Annotated in this window: 20 protein-coding genes; 10 read left to right on the top strand and 10 right to left on the bottom strand. The window is 71.3% G+C overall.

From position 1 onward, the window contains the following. Nucleotides 1-100: 100 nt before the first annotated feature. Entirely contained in the window at nucleotides 101-1,816 is a 1,716-nt protein-coding gene (locus ACXVUM_RS18080) for a DEAD/DEAH box helicase (protein WP_458523557.1), read from the top strand. A 48-nt stretch (nucleotides 1,817-1,864) separates the two neighbouring features. On the opposite strand, the gene ACXVUM_RS18075 is transcribed toward ACXVUM_RS18080, so the two are convergent. Continuing rightward, nucleotides 1,865-2,071, bottom strand: coding sequence for a DUF7455 domain-containing protein (locus tag ACXVUM_RS18075; RefSeq protein WP_458523297.1), 207 nt, complete (start codon nucleotides 2,069-2,071; stop codon nucleotides 1,865-1,867). Between the two features lie 243 nt (nucleotides 2,072-2,314). On the opposite strand from ACXVUM_RS18075, the gene ACXVUM_RS18070 reads away from it, so the two are divergent. Both ACXVUM_RS18070 and ACXVUM_RS18065 read left to right on the top strand, forming a co-directional pair. Further along, a complete protein-coding gene (locus tag ACXVUM_RS18070) occupies nucleotides 2,315-3,211 on the top strand; it encodes an EamA family transporter (RefSeq protein WP_458523296.1) in 897 nt (298 codons plus the stop codon). Further along, nucleotides 3,211-3,585 carry a DUF952 domain-containing protein gene (locus tag ACXVUM_RS18065; RefSeq protein WP_458523295.1) on the top strand — a complete coding sequence of 125 codons (375 nt, stop codon included), beginning with the start codon at nucleotides 3,211-3,213 and terminating at the stop codon, nucleotides 3,583-3,585. Before ACXVUM_RS18070 ends, ACXVUM_RS18065 begins: the two co-directional genes overlap by 1 nt. Here the strand turns inward: ACXVUM_RS18065 and ACXVUM_RS18060 are convergent. Then, the gene (locus ACXVUM_RS18060; protein WP_458523556.1) at nucleotides 3,537-4,244 is read right to left on the bottom strand and encodes a response regulator; all 708 of its coding nucleotides are present in this window, start codon (nucleotides 4,242-4,244) and stop codon (nucleotides 3,537-3,539) included. The two genes, ACXVUM_RS18065 and ACXVUM_RS18060, sit on opposite strands and share 49 nt — an antisense overlap. Beyond that, nucleotides 4,241-5,482, bottom strand: coding sequence for a sensor histidine kinase (locus tag ACXVUM_RS18055; protein WP_458523294.1), 1,242 nt, complete (start codon nucleotides 5,480-5,482; stop codon nucleotides 4,241-4,243). The genes ACXVUM_RS18060 and ACXVUM_RS18055 overlap by 4 nt, the downstream gene beginning before the upstream one ends. A gap of 138 nt (nucleotides 5,483-5,620) precedes the next feature. Between ACXVUM_RS18055 and ACXVUM_RS18050 the strand changes: the two genes are divergently transcribed. Beyond that, nucleotides 5,621-6,172 carry a hypothetical protein gene (locus ACXVUM_RS18050; RefSeq protein ID WP_458523293.1) on the top strand — a complete coding sequence of 184 codons (552 nt, stop codon included), beginning with the start codon at nucleotides 5,621-5,623 and terminating at the stop codon, nucleotides 6,170-6,172. 69 nt (nucleotides 6,173-6,241) lie between these two features. Here ACXVUM_RS18050 and ACXVUM_RS18045 read toward each other — a convergent pair whose 3' ends face one another. After that, nucleotides 6,242-7,612, bottom strand: a complete 1,371-nt coding sequence (locus ACXVUM_RS18045; protein ID WP_458523292.1) for an RNA polymerase sigma factor — start codon at nucleotides 7,610-7,612, stop codon at nucleotides 6,242-6,244. Nucleotides 7,613-7,769: 157 nt separating this feature from the next. Further along, a complete protein-coding gene (gene ppgK / locus ACXVUM_RS18040) occupies nucleotides 7,770-8,549 on the bottom strand; it encodes a polyphosphate--glucose phosphotransferase (protein ID WP_458523291.1) in 780 nt (259 codons plus the stop codon). A 171-nt stretch (nucleotides 8,550-8,720) separates the two neighbouring features. Here ppgK and ACXVUM_RS18035 point away from each other — a divergent pair, with 171 nt between their 5' ends. Further along, complete coding sequence (locus tag ACXVUM_RS18035) at nucleotides 8,721-9,572, top strand: inositol monophosphatase family protein (RefSeq protein WP_458523290.1); 852 nt, start codon at nucleotides 8,721-8,723, stop codon at nucleotides 9,570-9,572. A gap of 8 nt (nucleotides 9,573-9,580) precedes the next feature. Here the strand turns inward: ACXVUM_RS18035 and cei are convergent, their stop codons facing one another. Continuing rightward, on the bottom strand, nucleotides 9,581-10,294 hold the full coding sequence (cei, locus tag ACXVUM_RS18030; RefSeq protein WP_458523289.1) for an envelope integrity protein Cei: 714 nt from the start codon (nucleotides 10,292-10,294) through the stop codon (nucleotides 9,581-9,583). A 381-nt stretch (nucleotides 10,295-10,675) separates the two neighbouring features. Between cei and ACXVUM_RS18025 the strand changes: the two genes are divergently transcribed. Then, a complete protein-coding gene (locus ACXVUM_RS18025; RefSeq protein ID WP_299574426.1) occupies nucleotides 10,676-10,975 on the top strand; it encodes a DUF4193 domain-containing protein in 300 nt (99 codons plus the stop codon). Nucleotides 10,976-11,078: 103 nt separating this feature from the next. Here ACXVUM_RS18025 and ACXVUM_RS18020 read toward each other — a convergent pair whose 3' ends face one another. Next, complete coding sequence (locus ACXVUM_RS18020) at nucleotides 11,079-11,603, bottom strand: DUF3093 domain-containing protein (protein ID WP_458523288.1); 525 nt, start codon at nucleotides 11,601-11,603, stop codon at nucleotides 11,079-11,081. A 117-nt stretch (nucleotides 11,604-11,720) separates the two neighbouring features. On the opposite strand from ACXVUM_RS18020, the gene dut reads away from it, so the two are divergent. Both dut and ACXVUM_RS18010 read left to right on the top strand, forming a co-directional pair. Next, nucleotides 11,721-12,200 carry a dUTP diphosphatase gene (gene dut / locus ACXVUM_RS18015; RefSeq protein WP_458523287.1) on the top strand — a complete coding sequence of 160 codons (480 nt, stop codon included), beginning with the start codon at nucleotides 11,721-11,723 and terminating at the stop codon, nucleotides 12,198-12,200. A gap of 10 nt (nucleotides 12,201-12,210) precedes the next feature. Then, nucleotides 12,211-13,071, top strand: coding sequence for a DUF3710 domain-containing protein (locus ACXVUM_RS18010; protein ID WP_458523286.1), 861 nt, complete (start codon nucleotides 12,211-12,213; stop codon nucleotides 13,069-13,071). A 6-nt stretch (nucleotides 13,072-13,077) separates the two neighbouring features. Here ACXVUM_RS18010 and ACXVUM_RS18005 read toward each other — a convergent pair whose 3' ends face one another. Continuing rightward, entirely contained in the window at nucleotides 13,078-13,815 is a 738-nt protein-coding gene (locus tag ACXVUM_RS18005; protein ID WP_458523285.1) for an alpha/beta hydrolase, read from the bottom strand. A 186-nt stretch (nucleotides 13,816-14,001) separates the two neighbouring features. Here ACXVUM_RS18005 and ACXVUM_RS18000 point away from each other — a divergent pair, with 186 nt between their 5' ends. Both ACXVUM_RS18000 and ACXVUM_RS17995 read left to right on the top strand, forming a co-directional pair. After that, the gene (locus ACXVUM_RS18000) at nucleotides 14,002-14,373 is read left to right on the top strand and encodes an OB-fold nucleic acid binding domain-containing protein (RefSeq protein WP_458523284.1); all 372 of its coding nucleotides are present in this window, start codon (nucleotides 14,002-14,004) and stop codon (nucleotides 14,371-14,373) included. Beyond that, nucleotides 14,363-15,067 carry a DUF3159 domain-containing protein gene (locus ACXVUM_RS17995; protein ID WP_458523283.1) on the top strand — a complete coding sequence of 235 codons (705 nt, stop codon included), beginning with the start codon at nucleotides 14,363-14,365 and terminating at the stop codon, nucleotides 15,065-15,067. The genes ACXVUM_RS18000 and ACXVUM_RS17995 overlap by 11 nt, the downstream gene beginning before the upstream one ends. A gap of 56 nt (nucleotides 15,068-15,123) precedes the next feature. Here the strand turns inward: ACXVUM_RS17995 and ACXVUM_RS17990 are convergent, their stop codons facing one another. Both ACXVUM_RS17990 and ACXVUM_RS17985 read right to left on the bottom strand, forming a co-directional pair. After that, complete coding sequence (locus ACXVUM_RS17990) at nucleotides 15,124-15,783, bottom strand: potassium channel family protein (protein ID WP_458523282.1); 660 nt, start codon at nucleotides 15,781-15,783, stop codon at nucleotides 15,124-15,126. After that, nucleotides 15,780-16,445: a potassium channel family protein gene (locus tag ACXVUM_RS17985; RefSeq protein ID WP_458523555.1), complete on the bottom strand. Its 666-nt coding sequence runs from the start codon at nucleotides 16,443-16,445 to the stop codon at nucleotides 15,780-15,782. Before ACXVUM_RS17985 ends, ACXVUM_RS17990 begins: the two co-directional genes overlap by 4 nt. Nucleotides 16,446-16,466 lie beyond the last annotated feature (21 nt).

Below are 16,466 nucleotides of genomic sequence, written 5' to 3'. Positions count from 1 at the left end.
GGCCGCGGCCGGTACGATCGACCGCGGCCGCCACCGGGTGGGAGTGGCAGGCGGGCCCGAGCCGCCGTCATCGTCGTCGCGAGCACGCAGGAGTCTTGAGATTTCGCAGAGCAAGGTCTTCGACACCGCTGGGTCGCTGCGAACGTGGCAGCGGCGGGCGCTGACGAAATACCTGGCCACCAAGCCACGCGACTTCCTCGCCGTCGCGACCCCCGGGGCCGGCAAGACCACGTTCGGTCTCCGGGTCGCCTGCGAGCTGTTGGCCGATCGGACCGTCGAGACGGTCACCATCGTCGCCCCCACCGAGCACCTGAAATATCAGTGGGCGCAGGCGGCGTCGCGGATCGGACTGGCCCTCGACCCGCGCTTCAGCAACACGACCGGCGTCACCAGTTCCGACTTCGACGGCGTGGTCGTCACCTACGCCCAGGTCGCGGCGCATCCCAGCCGCCATCGTGTGCGCACGGAGAACCGCCGCACGTTGGTCATCCTCGACGAGATCCACCACGGCGGCGACGCGAAGACGTGGGGTGACGCGATCCGTGAGGCGTTCTCCGACGCGACCCGCCGGCTCGCGCTGACCGGGACACCGTTCCGGTCCGACGACTCGCAGATCCCGTTCGTCACCTATGAGCCCGACGGCGCCGGTGCGCTGCGCTCCAAGGCCGACCACAGCTACGGCTACTCCGACGCACTCGCCGACGGTGTGGTGCGGCCGGTGGTGTTCCTGGCCTACTCGGGCGAGGCCAGTTGGCGGACCAACGCGGGGGAGGAGTTCACGGCGCGTCTCGGCGAACCGCTCTCGGCCGAACACACGGCACGGGCGTGGCGAACCGCCTTGGACCCGCACGGCGACTGGATCGCCGCGGTCCTGCGCGCCGCGGACACCCGGCTCGGTCAGCTCCGGGCGTCGGGTGTCCCGGACGCCGGCGGTCTGGTGATCGCGGGGGACCAGAAGACCGCCCGGGACTATGCCGAGCTCGTGGAGGCGATCTCGGGTACCGCTCCCGCCGTGGTGCTCTCCGACGACCCGTCGTCGTCGTCCCGGATCGAGGAGTTCGCCACCTCGGACGCGCGATGGATGGTGGCGGTCCGGATGGTGTCGGAGGGTGTCGACGTCCCCCGACTGGCCGTCGGCGTCTACGCGACCAGCGCGTCGACACCGCTGTACTTCGCGCAGGCGATCGGACGGTTCGTGCGGTCGCGGCGCCCCGGCGAGACGGCGAGTGTGTTCCTGCCCTCGGTCCCGGTGCTGCTGCGCCTCGCGAGCGAACTCGAGGCACAGCGAGACCACGTGCTCGGCAAGCCCCATCGGGAGTCGACGGGTCTCGACGACGACCTGATCGTGGCGGCGAACAAGCAGGAGGACGAGCCCGGCGACGACGATCCCGCGTTCGTCTCGCTGCACGCCGACGCCGAACTCGACCAGGTGATCTTCGACGGCTCGTCCTTCGGGACGGCGACGTTCGCGGGCAGCGACGAGGAGTCGGACTATCTGGGTCTGCCCGGGCTGCTCAACGCCGACCAGGTCCGCGACCTGCTACGGACACGTCAGAGCGAGCAGGTGGCCGCCCGGTCGGCGGCGACCACGAACGAGCCGACGCCCGAGGCTCGACCCGCCGCGACGACCGGCGCCCAGCTGACCGCCCTGCGCAAGGAGTTGAACAGCCTGGTCGCGATGCACCATCACCGCACGGGCAAGCCCCACGGGGTCGTGCACAACGAGTTGCGCTCGAAGCTCGGAGGCCCACCGACCGCGATGGCCACCGCCGAGCAGCTGCAGGAACGGATCAGCACCCTACGACAGTGGCGGTGACCGTGCTGAGCACGATCACCGCCACCGTCGGGAGCTGGGGGACTGGGGTCAGACCAGTTCCTCCGAGTCGGAGGACACCGTGGCGCCGAGATCGGCGAGACGGGCCTCGTGCTCGTTGTAGTGGTGACGGCAGAACAGGAGCTCTCCGCCGGCGGGCAGTACGGCGCGGACGCGAGCCGCTGCACTGCAGCGGTCGCACCGATCGGCAGCGGTGAGGGGCATCGAGATCGTGGGCGTGGTGATGACGTCTGACATGATTCCTCCGTCCCGGGCCAGCGCGAGCGCTCCCCTTCGCGAACTCCTCCACCTGGAGTGGTGGGGTGTTTCCACTCTGTCAGACGTTTCGGCGCCTCGTATTGTTCCCGCGCCCGACACGGCCACACGTCATCCACACGTAACACGGGTCGAGCGATCGTTCGGGTCGGCCGGCGGGCCGCGGTGACGTGGTCGACGGGTCTCGCGCGGCGGGTCCGGCGGCCACCTGTGTGGCCCGCGTTCGTGGCCGGCGCCGTGACCCAGTACCTCGGTGCCGCGGTCGCCGTCGGGCTGTTCGCCACGACGCCACCGGCAGTCGTCGGGTGGCTGCGCACGCTCGCGGGAGGGCTCGTGGTCGTCGTCCTGACGCGACCCGCCTGGCTCCTCGGCGAGCCCCGACGGGTTGCCCGTGCCGGCGCGCTGGGTGCGGTCACCCTGGCGATGAATGTCGTCTTCTACGAAGCGATCTCGCGTGTCGACCTGGGTGTGGCGGTCGCGGTCGAGTTCGTCGGACCGGTCGCCGTCGCGGCGCTGGGCGCCCGGGGTCTGCGCGGCGCGGCGTCGCTGGTCGCGGTGGCGGCGGGAGTCGTCCTGGTCTCCGGAGCGCTCGACGGCACAGTCACGGCCGGGGCTCTGTGGGCGCTCGGCGCGGGTGCCGCGTGGGGTGGGTACATCGTGCTCGGCGCCCGGGTGTCCGCGTCGCATGCGCGCCTCGACGGGCGGGGCCGACGGGGCATCGAGGACCTCGGAGTCGGGCTCACCGCGGCGGCGATCGTCGCGGCCCCGATCGTGATCGGTGTGAGTGCGATCACGGGCGTGTCGGCGCCCGACCCGGGCGTCGTCGGACTGTGCGTCGTGGTCGGCGTGCTGTCGAGCGCGATCCCGTATGTGCTCGACCAGATGGTGCTGACGCGGATCGGCCGTGCCCGCTTCGCCATGCTGCTGGCGTTGCTGCCCGTCACCGCGGCGCTCGTGGGGGCGGCCACGTTGCGGCAGGCGCCGACGCCGACCGAGATCGCGGGCATCGCGGCGGTCGTGGTCGCGATCCTCACGGCACCGCCCGAGACGGTCGCGCACAGCGCCCGACAGGCCGCCGAACCGGCCGGGCGTCCGCGGCGCATGTGGCACCGTGGACGGTGATGTCGACGCCGCCGAGTTCACCGTCCGGACCGTTGGTCCATCTCTGCCCCCGTCAGGAGTGGCTCGCCGCCCACACCCTGGGTCGACTCGAGCCGGACTCGCTCCACGACGTCGGCTTCGTCCACCTGTCGGCGCTGTCACAGGTGCACGTGCCCGCCGCTGCGGTGTACGCCGGGCGTGACGACCTCGTCCTGCTGGAGATCGACCCGCAGCGTGTGCCGGCCGAGATCCGGTGGGAGGACGGCGACCCGCCACATCCCGACGGTTGGCAGTTCCCGCATCTCTACGGCCCGTTGCCGGTGACCGCGGTCGTCGCGGTGCACGACTACCGACCCGATGCCGACGGGGGCTTCGCGCCGCGCACGTCCCTCTGAGTCGTCTCGACGGTCCCGGCCTGCCGAGCGACGATCGCGGCCTGTACCCGTGACCGCACATCGAGTTTCGTGAGGATGTGCGACACGTGGGTCTTCACGGTCGTCGGGCTGACGACGAGGTGTGCGGCGATCTCTGCGTTCGACAGGCCGTCGCCGACGCAGGTGAGCACCTCGCGCTCGCGACGGGTCAGCACACTCAGGTCCGCCGACGCCGTCGCGTCCGGTGTCGGGCGGGGTGGCGCGGCGGCGACGGCGTCGACCACCCGCCGCGTCACCTGCTGAGCGAGCACGGCGTCGCCCCGGGCGACGGCATCGATCGCCTCGACGATCGTGTCGGCGTCCGCGGTCTTCAGCAGGAACCCGTCGGCCCCGGCGCGCAGCGCGTCGAGGACGACGTCGTCGACGTCGAACGACGTGAGCACCAGGACCGCTGCATGTCCGGCGCGCGTGATCGCGGATGTGGCGGCGATGCCGTCGGTGCCCGGCATCCGGATGTCCATGAGGACGACCTCGGGCCGCAACCGGTCGGCGGCGGCGATCGCCTCGTCCCCGTCCCGGGCCTGACCCACCACCTCGACACCGTCGGCGTGCTCGAGCAGCATCGCCAGGCCGACCCGGATGGCGGCGTGGTCGTCGGCGATCACGACGCGCACCGTCATCGCGGGCCCGCCGGCGTTCCGATCGGGCACGCGGGCGCGTCCAGACGCACGGGGAGGGTCGCGGTCACCACCCAGTCGTCACCGTCGCGGCCGGCAGAACAGAGTCCGCCGGCCGACTCGGCGCGCGTCGTCATGTTGACCAGTCCGTGGCCCCGCGACGGCCGGTCGGGCCCGGGGGCCCCACCGGGGACGCGGTTGCGCATCGTCACCGTCAGTCGGGTGTCGTCGGTGTCGACATGGAGCGAGATCGGTTGTGCCGGTGCATGTCTCGTCGCGTTGGCGAGCCCCTCGGACACGATGCGATGAGCGCAGACATCGACCGCAGGTGGTAGGTCGGGCACCGGGTCGCCTGTCACGGTCACCGGGGAGCCGGTGGCACGGGCCGCCGTCACGAGGTGATCCAGACGTCGCAGCGAGGCGGTGGTGCGAGGTCCCGGAGCGTCCCCCGACCGCGTGTCCGGCGAGGAGTCCCCGCCACCGAGGGCGTCGATCATGACGCGCATCTCACCGAGCGCCTCCACGCTGGCTGCGCGCACCGAGGCCAGCACCTCCGCGGACACCGGCGAGGCGGGTCCCGCGCGTAGCGCCGCCGCGGACTGCAACGCGATGCCCGACAGATGTCCCGCGATGACGTCGTGCAGATCGCGGGCCAGGGCGCGCCGTTCGGCGGCGACCGCGTCCGCACGATCCCGCGCGGCGAGTTCGGCCACGGCGAGCGCCCTCTCCCGTTCGCTCTGCGCGGCCGATCGGTGTTCGGCGATCGCCCGGCCGTACCCGATCGGCGACACCACCAGGGCGAGCAGCCAGAGGGTGATCAGGACCACCACGCGCCAGTCGTCGGACACCGCGAGGGTGCCGACGACCACCACCGCACCGATCCCGCCCATCGTCGCGTACATCACGTGGACCGTCCGTCGACCTGCGTACAGAGCCACCGCGTAGAGCACGTCGGACAGCACGAGCCACACCGAGATCGACTGTGCAACCAGGGCATCGATCCCCACGACGGCCAGGCAGAGCGTCAGGCACAGGCCGGGGCGGGTCGATCGGAGTGTCTGCGCGGCGCATGCTGCCGCGAGCGTGAGGAGGGCGACCCACCCGGGGAGGGCGAACGGTCCACCCTCGGACCCGCCGACGGCCGTCAGACCCGAGACGTGGAGGACGACGCCGAGCACGCCGAACGCGGCGGCCACGCCGAGGTCACGCAGACGTGGATGCGCGGACAACGAACCCCACATGGCGCACCTCCTCGCACGGCAGATCCATCCCATCACGGTCCGGTCGAGTGCGGATCGTCCGAAATGATGATCGACCGACACCCGATCTCGTGCCGGCGGCCGACGCGCGAGAGGGGTGACGCGCATCAGGCTGGGCACATGGACTCACCGGTGCTGTACGTCATCGTCGGCTGCGAGATCGGCTTCTGGGCCCTCGTCGCCGTGGGACTCGCGGTGCGGTACGGACTGCGTGCCCGACGAGCGTCGACGGTCGTGCTCCGCGCGGTACCCGTCCTCGACGTCGTGCTCCTGGTGGCAGTGGCGATCGACCTGCACGACGGTGCGCACGTCGGACAGGTCCACCGCATCGCGGGCATCTATCTCGGGGTGACCGTCGCCTTCGGTCATTCGATGATCCGGTGGGCCGACGTCCGCTGCGCGCACTGGTTCGCCGATGGTCCGCCGCCGCCCGCGCGGGTCCAGAAGGGTCCGATGGCCGTCCGTCGCGAGGTCACCGAGTTCGGGCGCTGGTTGGTCGCGGCGGCCGTCGCCGCCCTCTGCATCCTCGTGCTGGCGGTCACCGTCGCCGACGGCGATCAGACACGGGCGCTGTTCGGGATCTTCCCGCTGCTGGGCATCATCACGGTCATCTGGCTGGTGACCGGCCCGGTGTGGGCCGTCCTCGACCAGGGCCGGCGCGCCCGCTCCTGAGACCCGACAGACGAATCGGCCGCCTGCGGAGATCTCCGCAGGCGGCCGATTCGTCTGGGACGGGGGCGACTAGTCGAGGTAGTCGCGCAGGACCTGCGACCGCGAGGGGTGGCGCAGCTTCGACATCGTCTTCGACTCGATCTGGCGGATGCGCTCACGCGTCACGCCGTAGACCTGGCCGATCTCGTCGAGGGTACGGGGCTGACCGTCGGTGAGTCCGAAGCGCAGCCGGACCACGCCCGCCTCACGTTCGGACAGCGTCTCCAGCACCGACTGCAGCTGATCCTGCAGGAGCGTGAACGACACGGCGTCGACGGCGACGACGGCCTCGGAGTCCTCGATGAAGTCACCGAGCTGGCTGTCGCCCTCGTCGCCGATGGTCTGGTCGAGCGAGATCGGCTCCCGGGCGTACTGCTGGATCTCCAGCACCTTCTCCGGGGTGATGTCCATCTCCTTGGCGAGCTCCTCGGGGGTGGGCTCGCGGCCCAGGTCCTGCAGGAGTTCGCGCTGGATGCGGCCGAGCTTGTTGATGACCTCGACCATGTGCACCGGGATGCGGATCGTGCGGGCCTGGTCGGCCATCGCGCGGGTGATGGCCTGACGGATCCACCAGGTGGCGTAGGTCGAGAACTTGTAGCCCTTGGTGTAGTCGAACTTCTCGACCGCGCGGATCAGGCCGAGGTTGCCCTCCTGGATGAGATCCAGGAACGCCATGCCGCGGCCGGTGTAGCGCTTGGCCAGCGAGACGACGAGACGCAGGTTGGCCTCGAGCAGGTGGTTCTTGGCCCGGTTGCCGTCGCGGGAGACCCAGCTCAGGTCCCGTCGCTGTGCGACCGTCAACTTCTCGCCGGCGTCGGCCATGCGCTTCATGCGTTCGGTGGCGAACAGGCCGGCCTCGATGCGCTTGGCCAGCTCGACCTCCTCTTCGGCGTTGAGGAGGGCGACCTTGCCGATCTGCTTGAGGTAGGCGCGGACCGAGTCGGCGGAGGCGGTGAGCTCGGCGTCCTTGCGCGCCTGCCGCAACGCCTCGGACTCGTCCTCGTCCCAGACGAAGTCGCCGGACTTCTTGTCCTCCTCGGAGGGCTCCTCGATCTCGTCCTCGCCGGCCTTGGCGGGGCGGGTCACCTTGGCCGCGGGTTCGCCCTCGGAGTCGTCGGCGTCGACGTCGTCGACCACGATCACGTCGGTGGCGTCGTCGTCACCGACAGCGTCCGGACCGTCGATGTCGTCGATCGACGCCGGAGAGTCGTCGACGACGTCCTCCGCGGATCCGGCGACGGCCTTGCCGGCAGCCTTGCGGGGAGCCTTCTTGGCCGCGGCCTTCTTCGCGGGGGCCTTCTTCGCCGCCGTCTTGCGTGCCGTCTTCTTCGCGGCGCGCGGAGCGGTCACCTCGGCGTCGTCTGCCGCGGTGTCCTGCTGACGGGTTTTGGTGGCTGCCACGTACGACCTTTCGAGACGTCGTCCTAGAAGCGCAACACCGAGGTCGTCCTCGGCGGCGCGGGGTCTGTGTGCGGCCGGCGCAGAGGCCGACCCGAGTCATTGTAGGCGATGGCGAGGCACCCACCCGCCGACCTGCGCCGACGCGTGCACCGGGACGTCAGGGTCGCAGACCCGCCGTCACCGCCATCGCGGCGCCGACGATACCCGCGGTGTTCTGCAGTGTCGCGGGGACGACCCGGGTGCGCGTCGTCAGATGCGGGATCCACTTGTCGGCCTTGCGGCTGATCCCACCACCGACGACGAACAGGTCCGGCCAGAACAGGTCCTCGTAGGCGTTGAGCACGGTCGACACGTGCTTGGCCCACTTCTCGTAGGACATCTCCTTGTCGTCCTTGACCTTCGACGACGCCTGGTGCTCGGCCTCCTTGCCGCCGACCTCCATGTGACCGAGCTCGGTGTTCGGGACCAGCTTCCCGTGGAAGAGGATCGCCGATCCGATGCCGGTGCCGAACGTGAGAAGCATGACCAGGCCCGACTGGTCGCGTCCCGCGCCGTAGCTGTCCTCCGCCATCCCGGCCGCGTCGGCGTCGTTGAGGACGCAGTAGGTGCGGTCGCCCAGGGCCGAGGTGAGCAGTGCATACGGGTCGGTGCCGATCCATGCCTTGTCGATGTTCGCCGCGGTCCGCACCACCCCGCCGGACACGACGCTGGGCAGGGTGACCCCGACGGGCCCCGTCCATCCGAAGTGATCGACCACCTCGGCGATCCCGCCCGCCACGGCCCGCGGCGTCGACGGTTGCGGCGTCAGCACCTTGAACCGCTCACCGACCAACTCGCCGGTGGCGAGGTCGACCACACCACCCTTGATCCCGGATCCACCCACGTCGATCCCGAACGCGTGATCGGGGGTGGCCCCGTCGGTGGTGTCGGTCGCCATGGGCGTCTCCTGGTTCTCTGCGCTGGGGGCGGGAGGGTCGGCAGGACGTCGACGCCGACGGCGCCAGGTCACTCCGGTTCGCGCTCAAGGCTAGTCACGACGGGGTCGGGGTGTCCTGCGGTCGGCGCCACGACGCGCGCCCACCGGTGCCCGGTGTGCTGACATAGGGGGGTGACGACTGCCCAGGAGCTCGCCGAGATCGCCGTCCGCGTCGCCCGAACCGCCGCCGACCATGTGCGCACCCGCCGCTCGGAGCTCATCGAGGGCGCGGCGTCACCGTTGCGTTCGGATGCGGTGACGACCAAGAGCACCCCGACCGACCCGGTCACGGTGGTCGACACCGAGGCCGAGGACCTGCTGCGGCGGGAGCTGGCACGCCTCCGCCCCGACGACGCCGTGCTCGGCGAGGAGGACGGGGGATCGCTCGACGTCCCCGAGGGTGTGCGGTGGGTCGTCGACCCCATCGACGGGACCGTCAACTTCCTCTACGGCCTTCCCGCGTACGCGATCTCGGTCGGCGCGCAGGTGGCGGGGGAGTCGGTGGCGGGTGCCGTGGTCGACGTCGCGCGCGGGCGGGTCTACTCCGCCGCACGGGGTGCGGGCGCCTGGCTCGACAGCGGTGACGGCTCCGATCCCGTGCGTCTCCGGTCGACCGGCGTCGACGACGTCTCGCTCGCCCTGGTGGCCACCGGGTTCGGCTACGACCCCCGTCGTCGCGCGGCGCAGGGTGCCGTGATCGCTCGCCTGTTGCCCCGGGTGCGCGACATCCGCCGCGTGGGGTCGGCGGCGCTGGATCTCTGCATGGTGGCGGCGGGCATGGTCGACGCCCACGTCGAACACGGTCTCAACCCGTGGGACTGGGCGGCCGGTGCGGTGATCGCGAGCGAGGCCGGGGCGGTGGTCCACACGCCCGGGTCCACGTCCCGGGGGGCCGACGGGTTCCCGACGATCGCGGTCGCCCCGGGCATCGCCGACGAGTTCATGGCCCTTCTGGAGGAGATCGGCGGACTCGAGCAGCTCTGACGCGTCGGTCAGCAGGCGCCGGTGTGCACGGCGCGCACCAGCGACTGGTCGGCGCCGGTGGTCGCACCGCCGGTGCGACCCGAGGTGTCGGTCGTCCGCAGCGCCTCGAGCACGGCCTGCTGGTCCTGGCTCTGCTCCCGACTCGTGAAGTCCTGACCCAGGGCCAGGTCGACGACGGTGCCGGAACGCCCGTCGTCGACGAGTTCCGCGCACGGCACCGCCACCCACACGGCGGCCGCCGCCGCCCGCCCGGCGGGGCCGAACCGGATCTGGCCCACACAGGCCAGGTTCTGGTCGGGGTAGAGGGAGTCGTCGGCGTACGGGGTGTCGGTGGCGGGTGTGAAGCCCTGCCCGGTGAGGTCGTCGAGGACACTGCGGGCCTCGCCGCGGCGCGCCGAGGCGTTGAGCACGCGTACCTGGAACGACGACAGCGCCGCGGGTGCGACATCGACGAACTGGTTCGCCGCGACGGTCGTCGGCGGTGCCGCCGAGGCGGGCGCGCCCGGACCGGAGGCAGAGGCAGAGGAGGCCGGGGTCGTGGTCGGCGGGTTGCAGGTGGTGGCCAACGGGTCCGACGACCCCTTGCTCAGCGCGCTCACCCAGACGACCGTCGCGAGCAGCAACAGCACGACCACGGCGATGAGGAACGGGATCCAACGACGCCGTTTGAACGGGCGCCCCCGGTCGTCCGTGGGGTAGCCCACGGTGATCTGTGACACCACGCTGCGCCGTCTCCTTCTGCGCTGTTACCTGCGGGACACGTCGCCGGACTCCGCGGGCGGCGCGCGTCACACAGTAGACGGCCGAACCCGTCGGCACGCCGCCACGCGCCGGGTGTTGACCCGGGCGGCTCGGCGAGCTAACCTCTGGCCGCCTTCGCGATGTGGAGATGTTGGACTGTTCGTCCGACAGTGGTGGCGAACATCACACTCGTGGACACCCGCGACGGCAAACGAATTCGGCAGAGATGTCGTTGCGACATGAGCACTCCGCAGTGGCGGAGTCCGACCGGAGCAGCAAGGTCGGCGACACCTCGGCACCCCATCCACCGCGAGCCCCGCGTGGGAGAGGTGTCAGTCGAACGGATGGAGTGAAGGCGACACATGGCTACTGATTACGACGCTCCTCGCCGTACGGAGACCGAGGACCTGGGCGAGGACTCGCTCGAGGAACTGAAGGCTCGACGTAGCGAGGCGCAGGCCGCGTCGGTCGACGTGGACGACAGCGACACCGCGGAATCGTTCGAGCTCCCCGGGGCCGACCTCTCCGGTGAGGAACTGTCCGTGCGCGTCGTGCCGAAGCAGGCCGACGAGTTCACCTGTACGAGTTGCTTCCTCGTGTACCACCGCAGCCGTCTGGCCCGTGAGAACGGCGCCTCGCGGATCTGCGTCGACTGCGCGTAGGACGCATCCGTCCGGTCCCACCGTGCGTGGGGTCGGGCCACGACGACCGACGGCGCCGCACCCGATCACGGGTGCGGCGCCGTCGTCGTGTCCGGGGCGAGGGTCAGTCGGTCGGAGGCGTCGCGGAGGCGTCCGACAGTCCCAGGGCGGTGATCAGGTCGGCCGGGCGGCGCGTGCTCACCAACCAGTAGGGCGTGGGGTCGTCGGGGTCGTCCAACACGACGAGCACCATCGTCTTCACCCACGCGCGGTGCATGAGGTAGGCGGCCGGGTCGAGCTGTCGACCCAGGGCCGCGCTCTTGGCGGTGGCCGGGATGGTCGCGGCCCGCGCGATCACCGAGTAGGGCAGGTGGGCCTTGTCGGCCCACAGCTCTCCGTCGGCGACGACGCGGACCCGGGTGCGCCCCATCGACCACAGGATCCACGCCCCGAGGAGGGCCAACAACGGGTACGCGATCGCCGACACCGCGGCGTGTCGCGCGGCCAGCTGGATCTCGTAGCCGAGGACACCGACGACGACGGCCGCGGCCGCCCACCACCACAGCGGCACGGTGAGGCGTTCGTCGAACCTGTCCTGCGCCGCGGACGGGGTCGACGTCGGCCGAGGTGTCGGGTGTGGGTCACTCATGGGTCCTGCCGGGGGTTCATCGGGTCTCGCGGATCGTCTCGGGGGCTGCCTGCTGTGAGCGCGCCGGTGCCCCAGGGTGTCCCGGGTCGGCCGTCGGCGCCAGCGTAGTCTTCTCCCGTGGCAGTCGACGCGCAGGTCAGCACGGTTGCGTTCCGGCGACTCGATCCCGACCTCCCCCCGCCCCGTCGCGCGCACCCCGACGACGCAGGGGTCGACCTGTGCAGTGCGATCTCCACCACCATCGGACCCGGGAAGCGGGAACTGGTGCCCACGGGCATCGCGATCGCCCTCCCGGCGGGCACGGTCGGGCTGATCCATCCGCGATCGGGTCTCGCCGCGCGCGCCGGTCTGTCGATCGTCAACACGCCGGGCACGATCGATGCGGGGTACCGCGGGGAGATCAAGGTGTGCCTGATCAACCACGACCCCCGGGAGTCGATCACGGTCGATCGCGGGGACCGGATCGCGCAGCTGCTGGTGCAGCGGGTGGAGCTGCCGGATTTCGTGGAGGTCGAGTCGCTGGACGAGACCAGCCGCGGTACAGGTGGACACGGGTCGAGCGGAGGCCACGGCCTGCTCGACGGCGGTACGAGCTGAGAGGGCGACGATGACCGACGCGACACACGGGGGACCGCAGATCGGCAGCGGTGCCGGCCCGTACGACATCGAGGAGCTCGATGCCGAACTCGGCCTGGACAACTCGCACCTCGATCTCGGCTCCGTGCTCGTGCCCGTCGTCGAGGGGGGTCAGGTGACGGTCGAGATGACCGCCGACCACCAGCCGCAGGCCGTCTACCTCGTCACCCCGCACGGCCGCATCAGCGTCGCCGCGTTCGCCGCCCCACGGTCGCCGGGTCTGTGGGCGGAGGTGGTCGGTGAACTCGTCGAGTCGTTGCGCGCCGACGGGGCGACCGCGACCACGGAGGCCGGCTACTGGGGCCGCGAGGTCGTCGGCACGGTCGAGGGTGCCGTCCACCGGTTCATCGGTGTCGACGGTCCCCGCTGGATGGTCCGCTGCGTCGCCAGCGCCGCACCCGAGACGGCCGACGACCTGACGCTCGTGGCGCGGGCCGTGCTCAGCGAGACCGTCGTGCGCCGCGGCGGCGATCCCTTCCCGCCGCGGGAACCGCTGCCCGTCCTCCTGCCGCCGGTCCTGGCCGAGCAGGTCGCCGCGGCGCAACAGCAGATGGCCGACCAGGGTGCGTTCGCCGAGAACGGGATGATCGCCCCGCAGGACCCCGACGCCGACGTCTCCGCGCCCGACCCGTCGGATCCGCAGTCCGGGACGGTGGAGGGTGCGCCGGCGCAGATCGCCCGGGCGCAGGTGGTGTCCGAGGACGGCCTGCCCGTCGCGGAGGTCGACGGCGACTCCGATCCGGCAGCCGAGGGCGACGCGCCGACACCGCAGGGGAAGAAGCGGTCGTCGGGATCGGCGCTGCAGCGTCTGCGTCGCCGCCAGGGTCGCTGACCCGGTTCAGGCCTCGGCCACGCCGAACAGTCGCGCGGCCGCACGGCCGATCGTCCCGGGATCGGCGGCCCACACGTCGAACGGGACGACCGCGGGTGCCGCCACCGACATCTCCCTCGCCCAGTCGGCGCCGACCTGTGCCGGGTGGATCGGGTCGTCGGCGACGGTGACCACCGCGACGGGAACGGTCGGGGACCGTAGATCGTCGACCGACGGCAGCGTCGTGGTGGCCGCCTCGCGTAGATGTGCCGCCAGGTGCGTGCGCAGCGCAGTCCACGATCGCCCCAGTTCGGCACCCAGCCAGTCGGGGCTCGACGCCCGCATCCTCGCCACCGCCGCGTCGACGCCGTTCGCCTCGATGTCGGCGACGGTCGCCAGGGCCGCGGCGGCGGCGGGGGAGGGCCCGACGTCGGAGCCGCCGGCGGGCCACGGCGGGCTCGCCGCGACGACGCCCGCGCAGGACACACCCGCCGTCGCCGCCCAGTGCACCGCCACGCACGCCCCGATCGAGACGCCGGCCGCGAGGACGGGGCCGTCGGCGGCGGCTTCGTCGAGCGCCGCGAGATACGACGCGACCACCCCCGACGGGCCCGGGTCGACCGCGATCAACGGCACGCCGAGAGCGTCGGCCAGCGGTGCGAACGCCCGCGCCGCATAGTGCCCGTCCGACCCCGCTCCGGGCATCGCCACCAGCGACGATGCGATCGGCACGGCGAGGCCGCGGCCTCGGGTGGGTCGACTCACCCGACGATGGTCCCCCGGCGTGTGGTGCACACCCCGACGTGGGTCTACCCTGAGGATCCGACCAACGGCAGACAGCCGTCGTCGACGAGTTCCGGCGGACCGCCGGCGGGGCATGAGAAGGGTGATGATGATCGGTGGCCGGAGGCCCGCAATGATCGTTCCCGTCACACACACCGGGGTTCTCTCGTGACCGCCGCCGGTTACCTCAAGCGGCTGGGCAAGCGACTGACCGCCGATCTCGAGGAACTCGACGCGGAACAGATCTCCGAACAGTCCCAGGCGACCGGCGCGCAACGCGCCTGCGACTGCGGACAGGGTGAGGAGGTCACCATCCTCGGTGAGCTCCGGTCGGTGCAGACCTGTTCCAAGGCCGCCAAGACCGGGGTCGTCGCGGAGTTCTTCGACGGCACCGACGTCGTGGTGCTCAAGTGGATCGGCCGCAACCGGATCCCCGGTATCGAACCGGGCCGCAAACTCACCGTGCGCGGCCGTCTCGGGGTGAAGGACGGCGTCAAGGTCGTCTACAACCCCTACTACGAGCTCCTCGGTGACGACTGACGGCTCCCGGCCGGACGCGCACGAGGACGCTGCCGACGCCCCGGCGGTCCCCACCCTGCTCGAGCAGATGGGTGGCGTCTGGGGTCTGATCTACTCCACGGTCCCGATCGTCGTGTTCGTCGCGGTCAACGCGCTGTCGTCGTTGACGCCGGCGATCGTGGCCGCGATCGGCGTCTCGGTGGCCATCGCGATCCTGCGCCTCGCGCGGCGCGAGCCGGTGCAGCCGGCCATCTCGGGTCTGTTCGGCGTCGCGATCTGTGCGTTCATCGCCTATCGCACCGGCGACGCCAAGGGCTTCTTCCTGTTCGGCATCTGGAGCACGCTCGTCTACGCGGGGGCGTTCGCTCTGTCGATCGTGGTGCGCTGGCCGCTGGTCGGCGTCATCTGGAACGTGGTGAACGCCAACGGCACAGCATGGCGCAAGGACCGCCGGACCCTGCTGGCCTACGATCTCGCGACTGCGGTGTGGGCCGTGCTGTTCGGTGTCCGCTACCTCGTCCAGTCGTTCCTCTACGACTCCGATCAGACCGGGTGGCTCGCCGCCGCGCGGATCGGGATGGGCTGGCCGCTGACGGCGGTGGCGGCGCTGGCGACCGTCCTACTCGTGCGGTGGGCCGAACGCACCTCCGAGGCGTCCGACGCGTCGTCCGCGGAGATCGCCGACGACGACCCCGCGACGGAGTCCGCGCGCTGAGAGTCCGTCCGGCCCGGAACGCGGTCGACGACGTGCCGGCCCGACTAACGGGGCCGTCAGGACTGCAGGATCGCGGCCTGCAGATCGTCCTCGACCTCGGCGGGTGCGATGAACACCAGTTCGTCGCCACCCTCCACCGGGTCGTCGGGCTGCGGGACGATGACCCGCCCGCCGCGCAGGATCGCCACCAGCGCGGCGTCACGCGGCAGGAGCAGCTTGCGCACCGGCTTGCCGGCGAACGACGTGTCCTGCGGGAGGGTGATCTCCACGAGGTTCGCCTGACCCTGTCGGAACGTCATGAGACGCACCAGGTCACCGACGGAGACGGCTTCCTCGACCAGGGAGGCCAGGATGCGTGGGGTCGACACCGCGACGTCGACGCCCCAGTCCTCGCCGAACAGCCACTCGTTGCGCGGATCGTTGACACGGGCGACGACGCGGTTCACGGCGAACTCGGTCTTGGCCAGGAGGCTCACCACCAGGTTGGCCTTGTCGTCACCGGTGGCCGCGACGACGACGTCGAAGGTCTGCAGTCGCGCCTGTTCGAGGTTGTCGAGCTCGCAGGCATCCGCGTGCACCCACGTCGCCCCGGGCACGGCCTCGGCGTCGATGCTCTCGCGACGCCGCTCGAGCAGGACCACCTCGTGATTGCCGCCGATGAGTTCCCGTGCGATGGAGCGGCCGACGGCACCTGCGCCGGCGATGGCGACCTTCATTCCCCGCCCTCCCGCTGTGCCCCGGCGATGGCGAACGCCTCGTCACGGTGGTCACGCAACACCGCGACGAACACCGAGTCGTCCTGTTGCAGCACCGTCCGCGCCTCGGGCAGCAGCGACGTGCCCACGCGACTGATGAACGCGATGCGGGCGCCGGTCTCCTCCTGGAACACCTTGACGGTCTGCCCGATCCAGCTCTCGTGGACGGTGATCTGGGTGACCAGCACCGATCCCGACGGATCGCGCCATGCCGTCGCCGAGTCGCCGACACCGAGCGCGGCGACGAACCGCTGCGTCGTCCACGGCACGGTCGCGACGGTCGGGATGCCCAGACGTTCGTACACCGCGGCGCGCTTCGCGTCGTAGATACGGGCGACGACCCGCTCGACGCCGAACGTCTCCCGGGCCACACGCGCGGCGATGATGTTGGAGTTGTCGCCGGAGGACACCGCGGCGAACGCGTCGGCGTCGGCGATCCCGGCGGCTTGCAGGACGTCCCGGTCGAATCCCACACCGCGGACGGTGGTCCCGCCGAACGACGGGCTCAGACGTCCGAAAGCGGCGTCCTCGCGATCGACGATCGCGACCGTGTGGCCCTTGCTGTCGAGGGCGTGCGCGAGCGACGACCCGACGCGCCCGCAGCCCATGATCACTACCCGCACCGTGTGTGTGCTCCTCATCCG

The sequence above is a fragment of the Williamsia sp. SKLECPSW1 genome (genome assembly GCF_054332755.1).
The sequence above is the reverse complement of the archived record's forward strand: the minus strand, read 5'-3'. Positions and strand labels throughout refer to the sequence as shown.

Excerpts from the sequence above, each read along its gene's own strand:
- ACXVUM_RS18075 (WP_458523297.1), bottom strand. The coding sequence starts at position 2,071 with ATGTCAGACGTCATCACCACGCCCACGATCTCGATGCCCCTCACCGCT.
- ACXVUM_RS18050 (WP_458523293.1), top strand. The coding sequence starts at position 5,621 with ATGGACTCACCGGTGCTGTACGTCATCGTCGGCTGCGAGATCGGCTTC.
- ACXVUM_RS18010 (WP_458523286.1), top strand. The coding sequence starts at position 12,211 with ATGACCGACGCGACACACGGGGGACCGCAGATCGGCAGCGGTGCCGGC.
- ACXVUM_RS18055 (WP_458523294.1), bottom strand. The coding sequence starts at position 5,482 with ATGTGGGGTTCGTTGTCCGCGCATCCACGTCTGCGTGACCTCGGCGTG.
- ACXVUM_RS18020 (WP_458523288.1), bottom strand. The coding sequence starts at position 11,603 with ATGAGTGACCCACACCCGACACCTCGGCCGACGTCGACCCCGTCCGCG.
- ACXVUM_RS18065 (WP_458523295.1), top strand. The coding sequence starts at position 3,211 with ATGTCGACGCCGCCGAGTTCACCGTCCGGACCGTTGGTCCATCTCTGC.
- ACXVUM_RS18025 (WP_299574426.1), top strand. The coding sequence starts at position 10,676 with ATGGCTACTGATTACGACGCTCCTCGCCGTACGGAGACCGAGGACCTG.
- ACXVUM_RS17990 (WP_458523282.1), bottom strand. The coding sequence starts at position 15,783 with ATGAAGGTCGCCATCGCCGGCGCAGGTGCCGTCGGCCGCTCCATCGCA.
- ACXVUM_RS18060 (WP_458523556.1), bottom strand. The coding sequence starts at position 4,244 with ATGACGGTGCGCGTCGTGATCGCCGACGACCACGCCGCCATCCGGGTC.
- ppgK (WP_458523291.1), bottom strand. The coding sequence starts at position 8,549 with ATGGCGACCGACACCACCGACGGGGCCACCCCCGATCACGCGTTCGGG.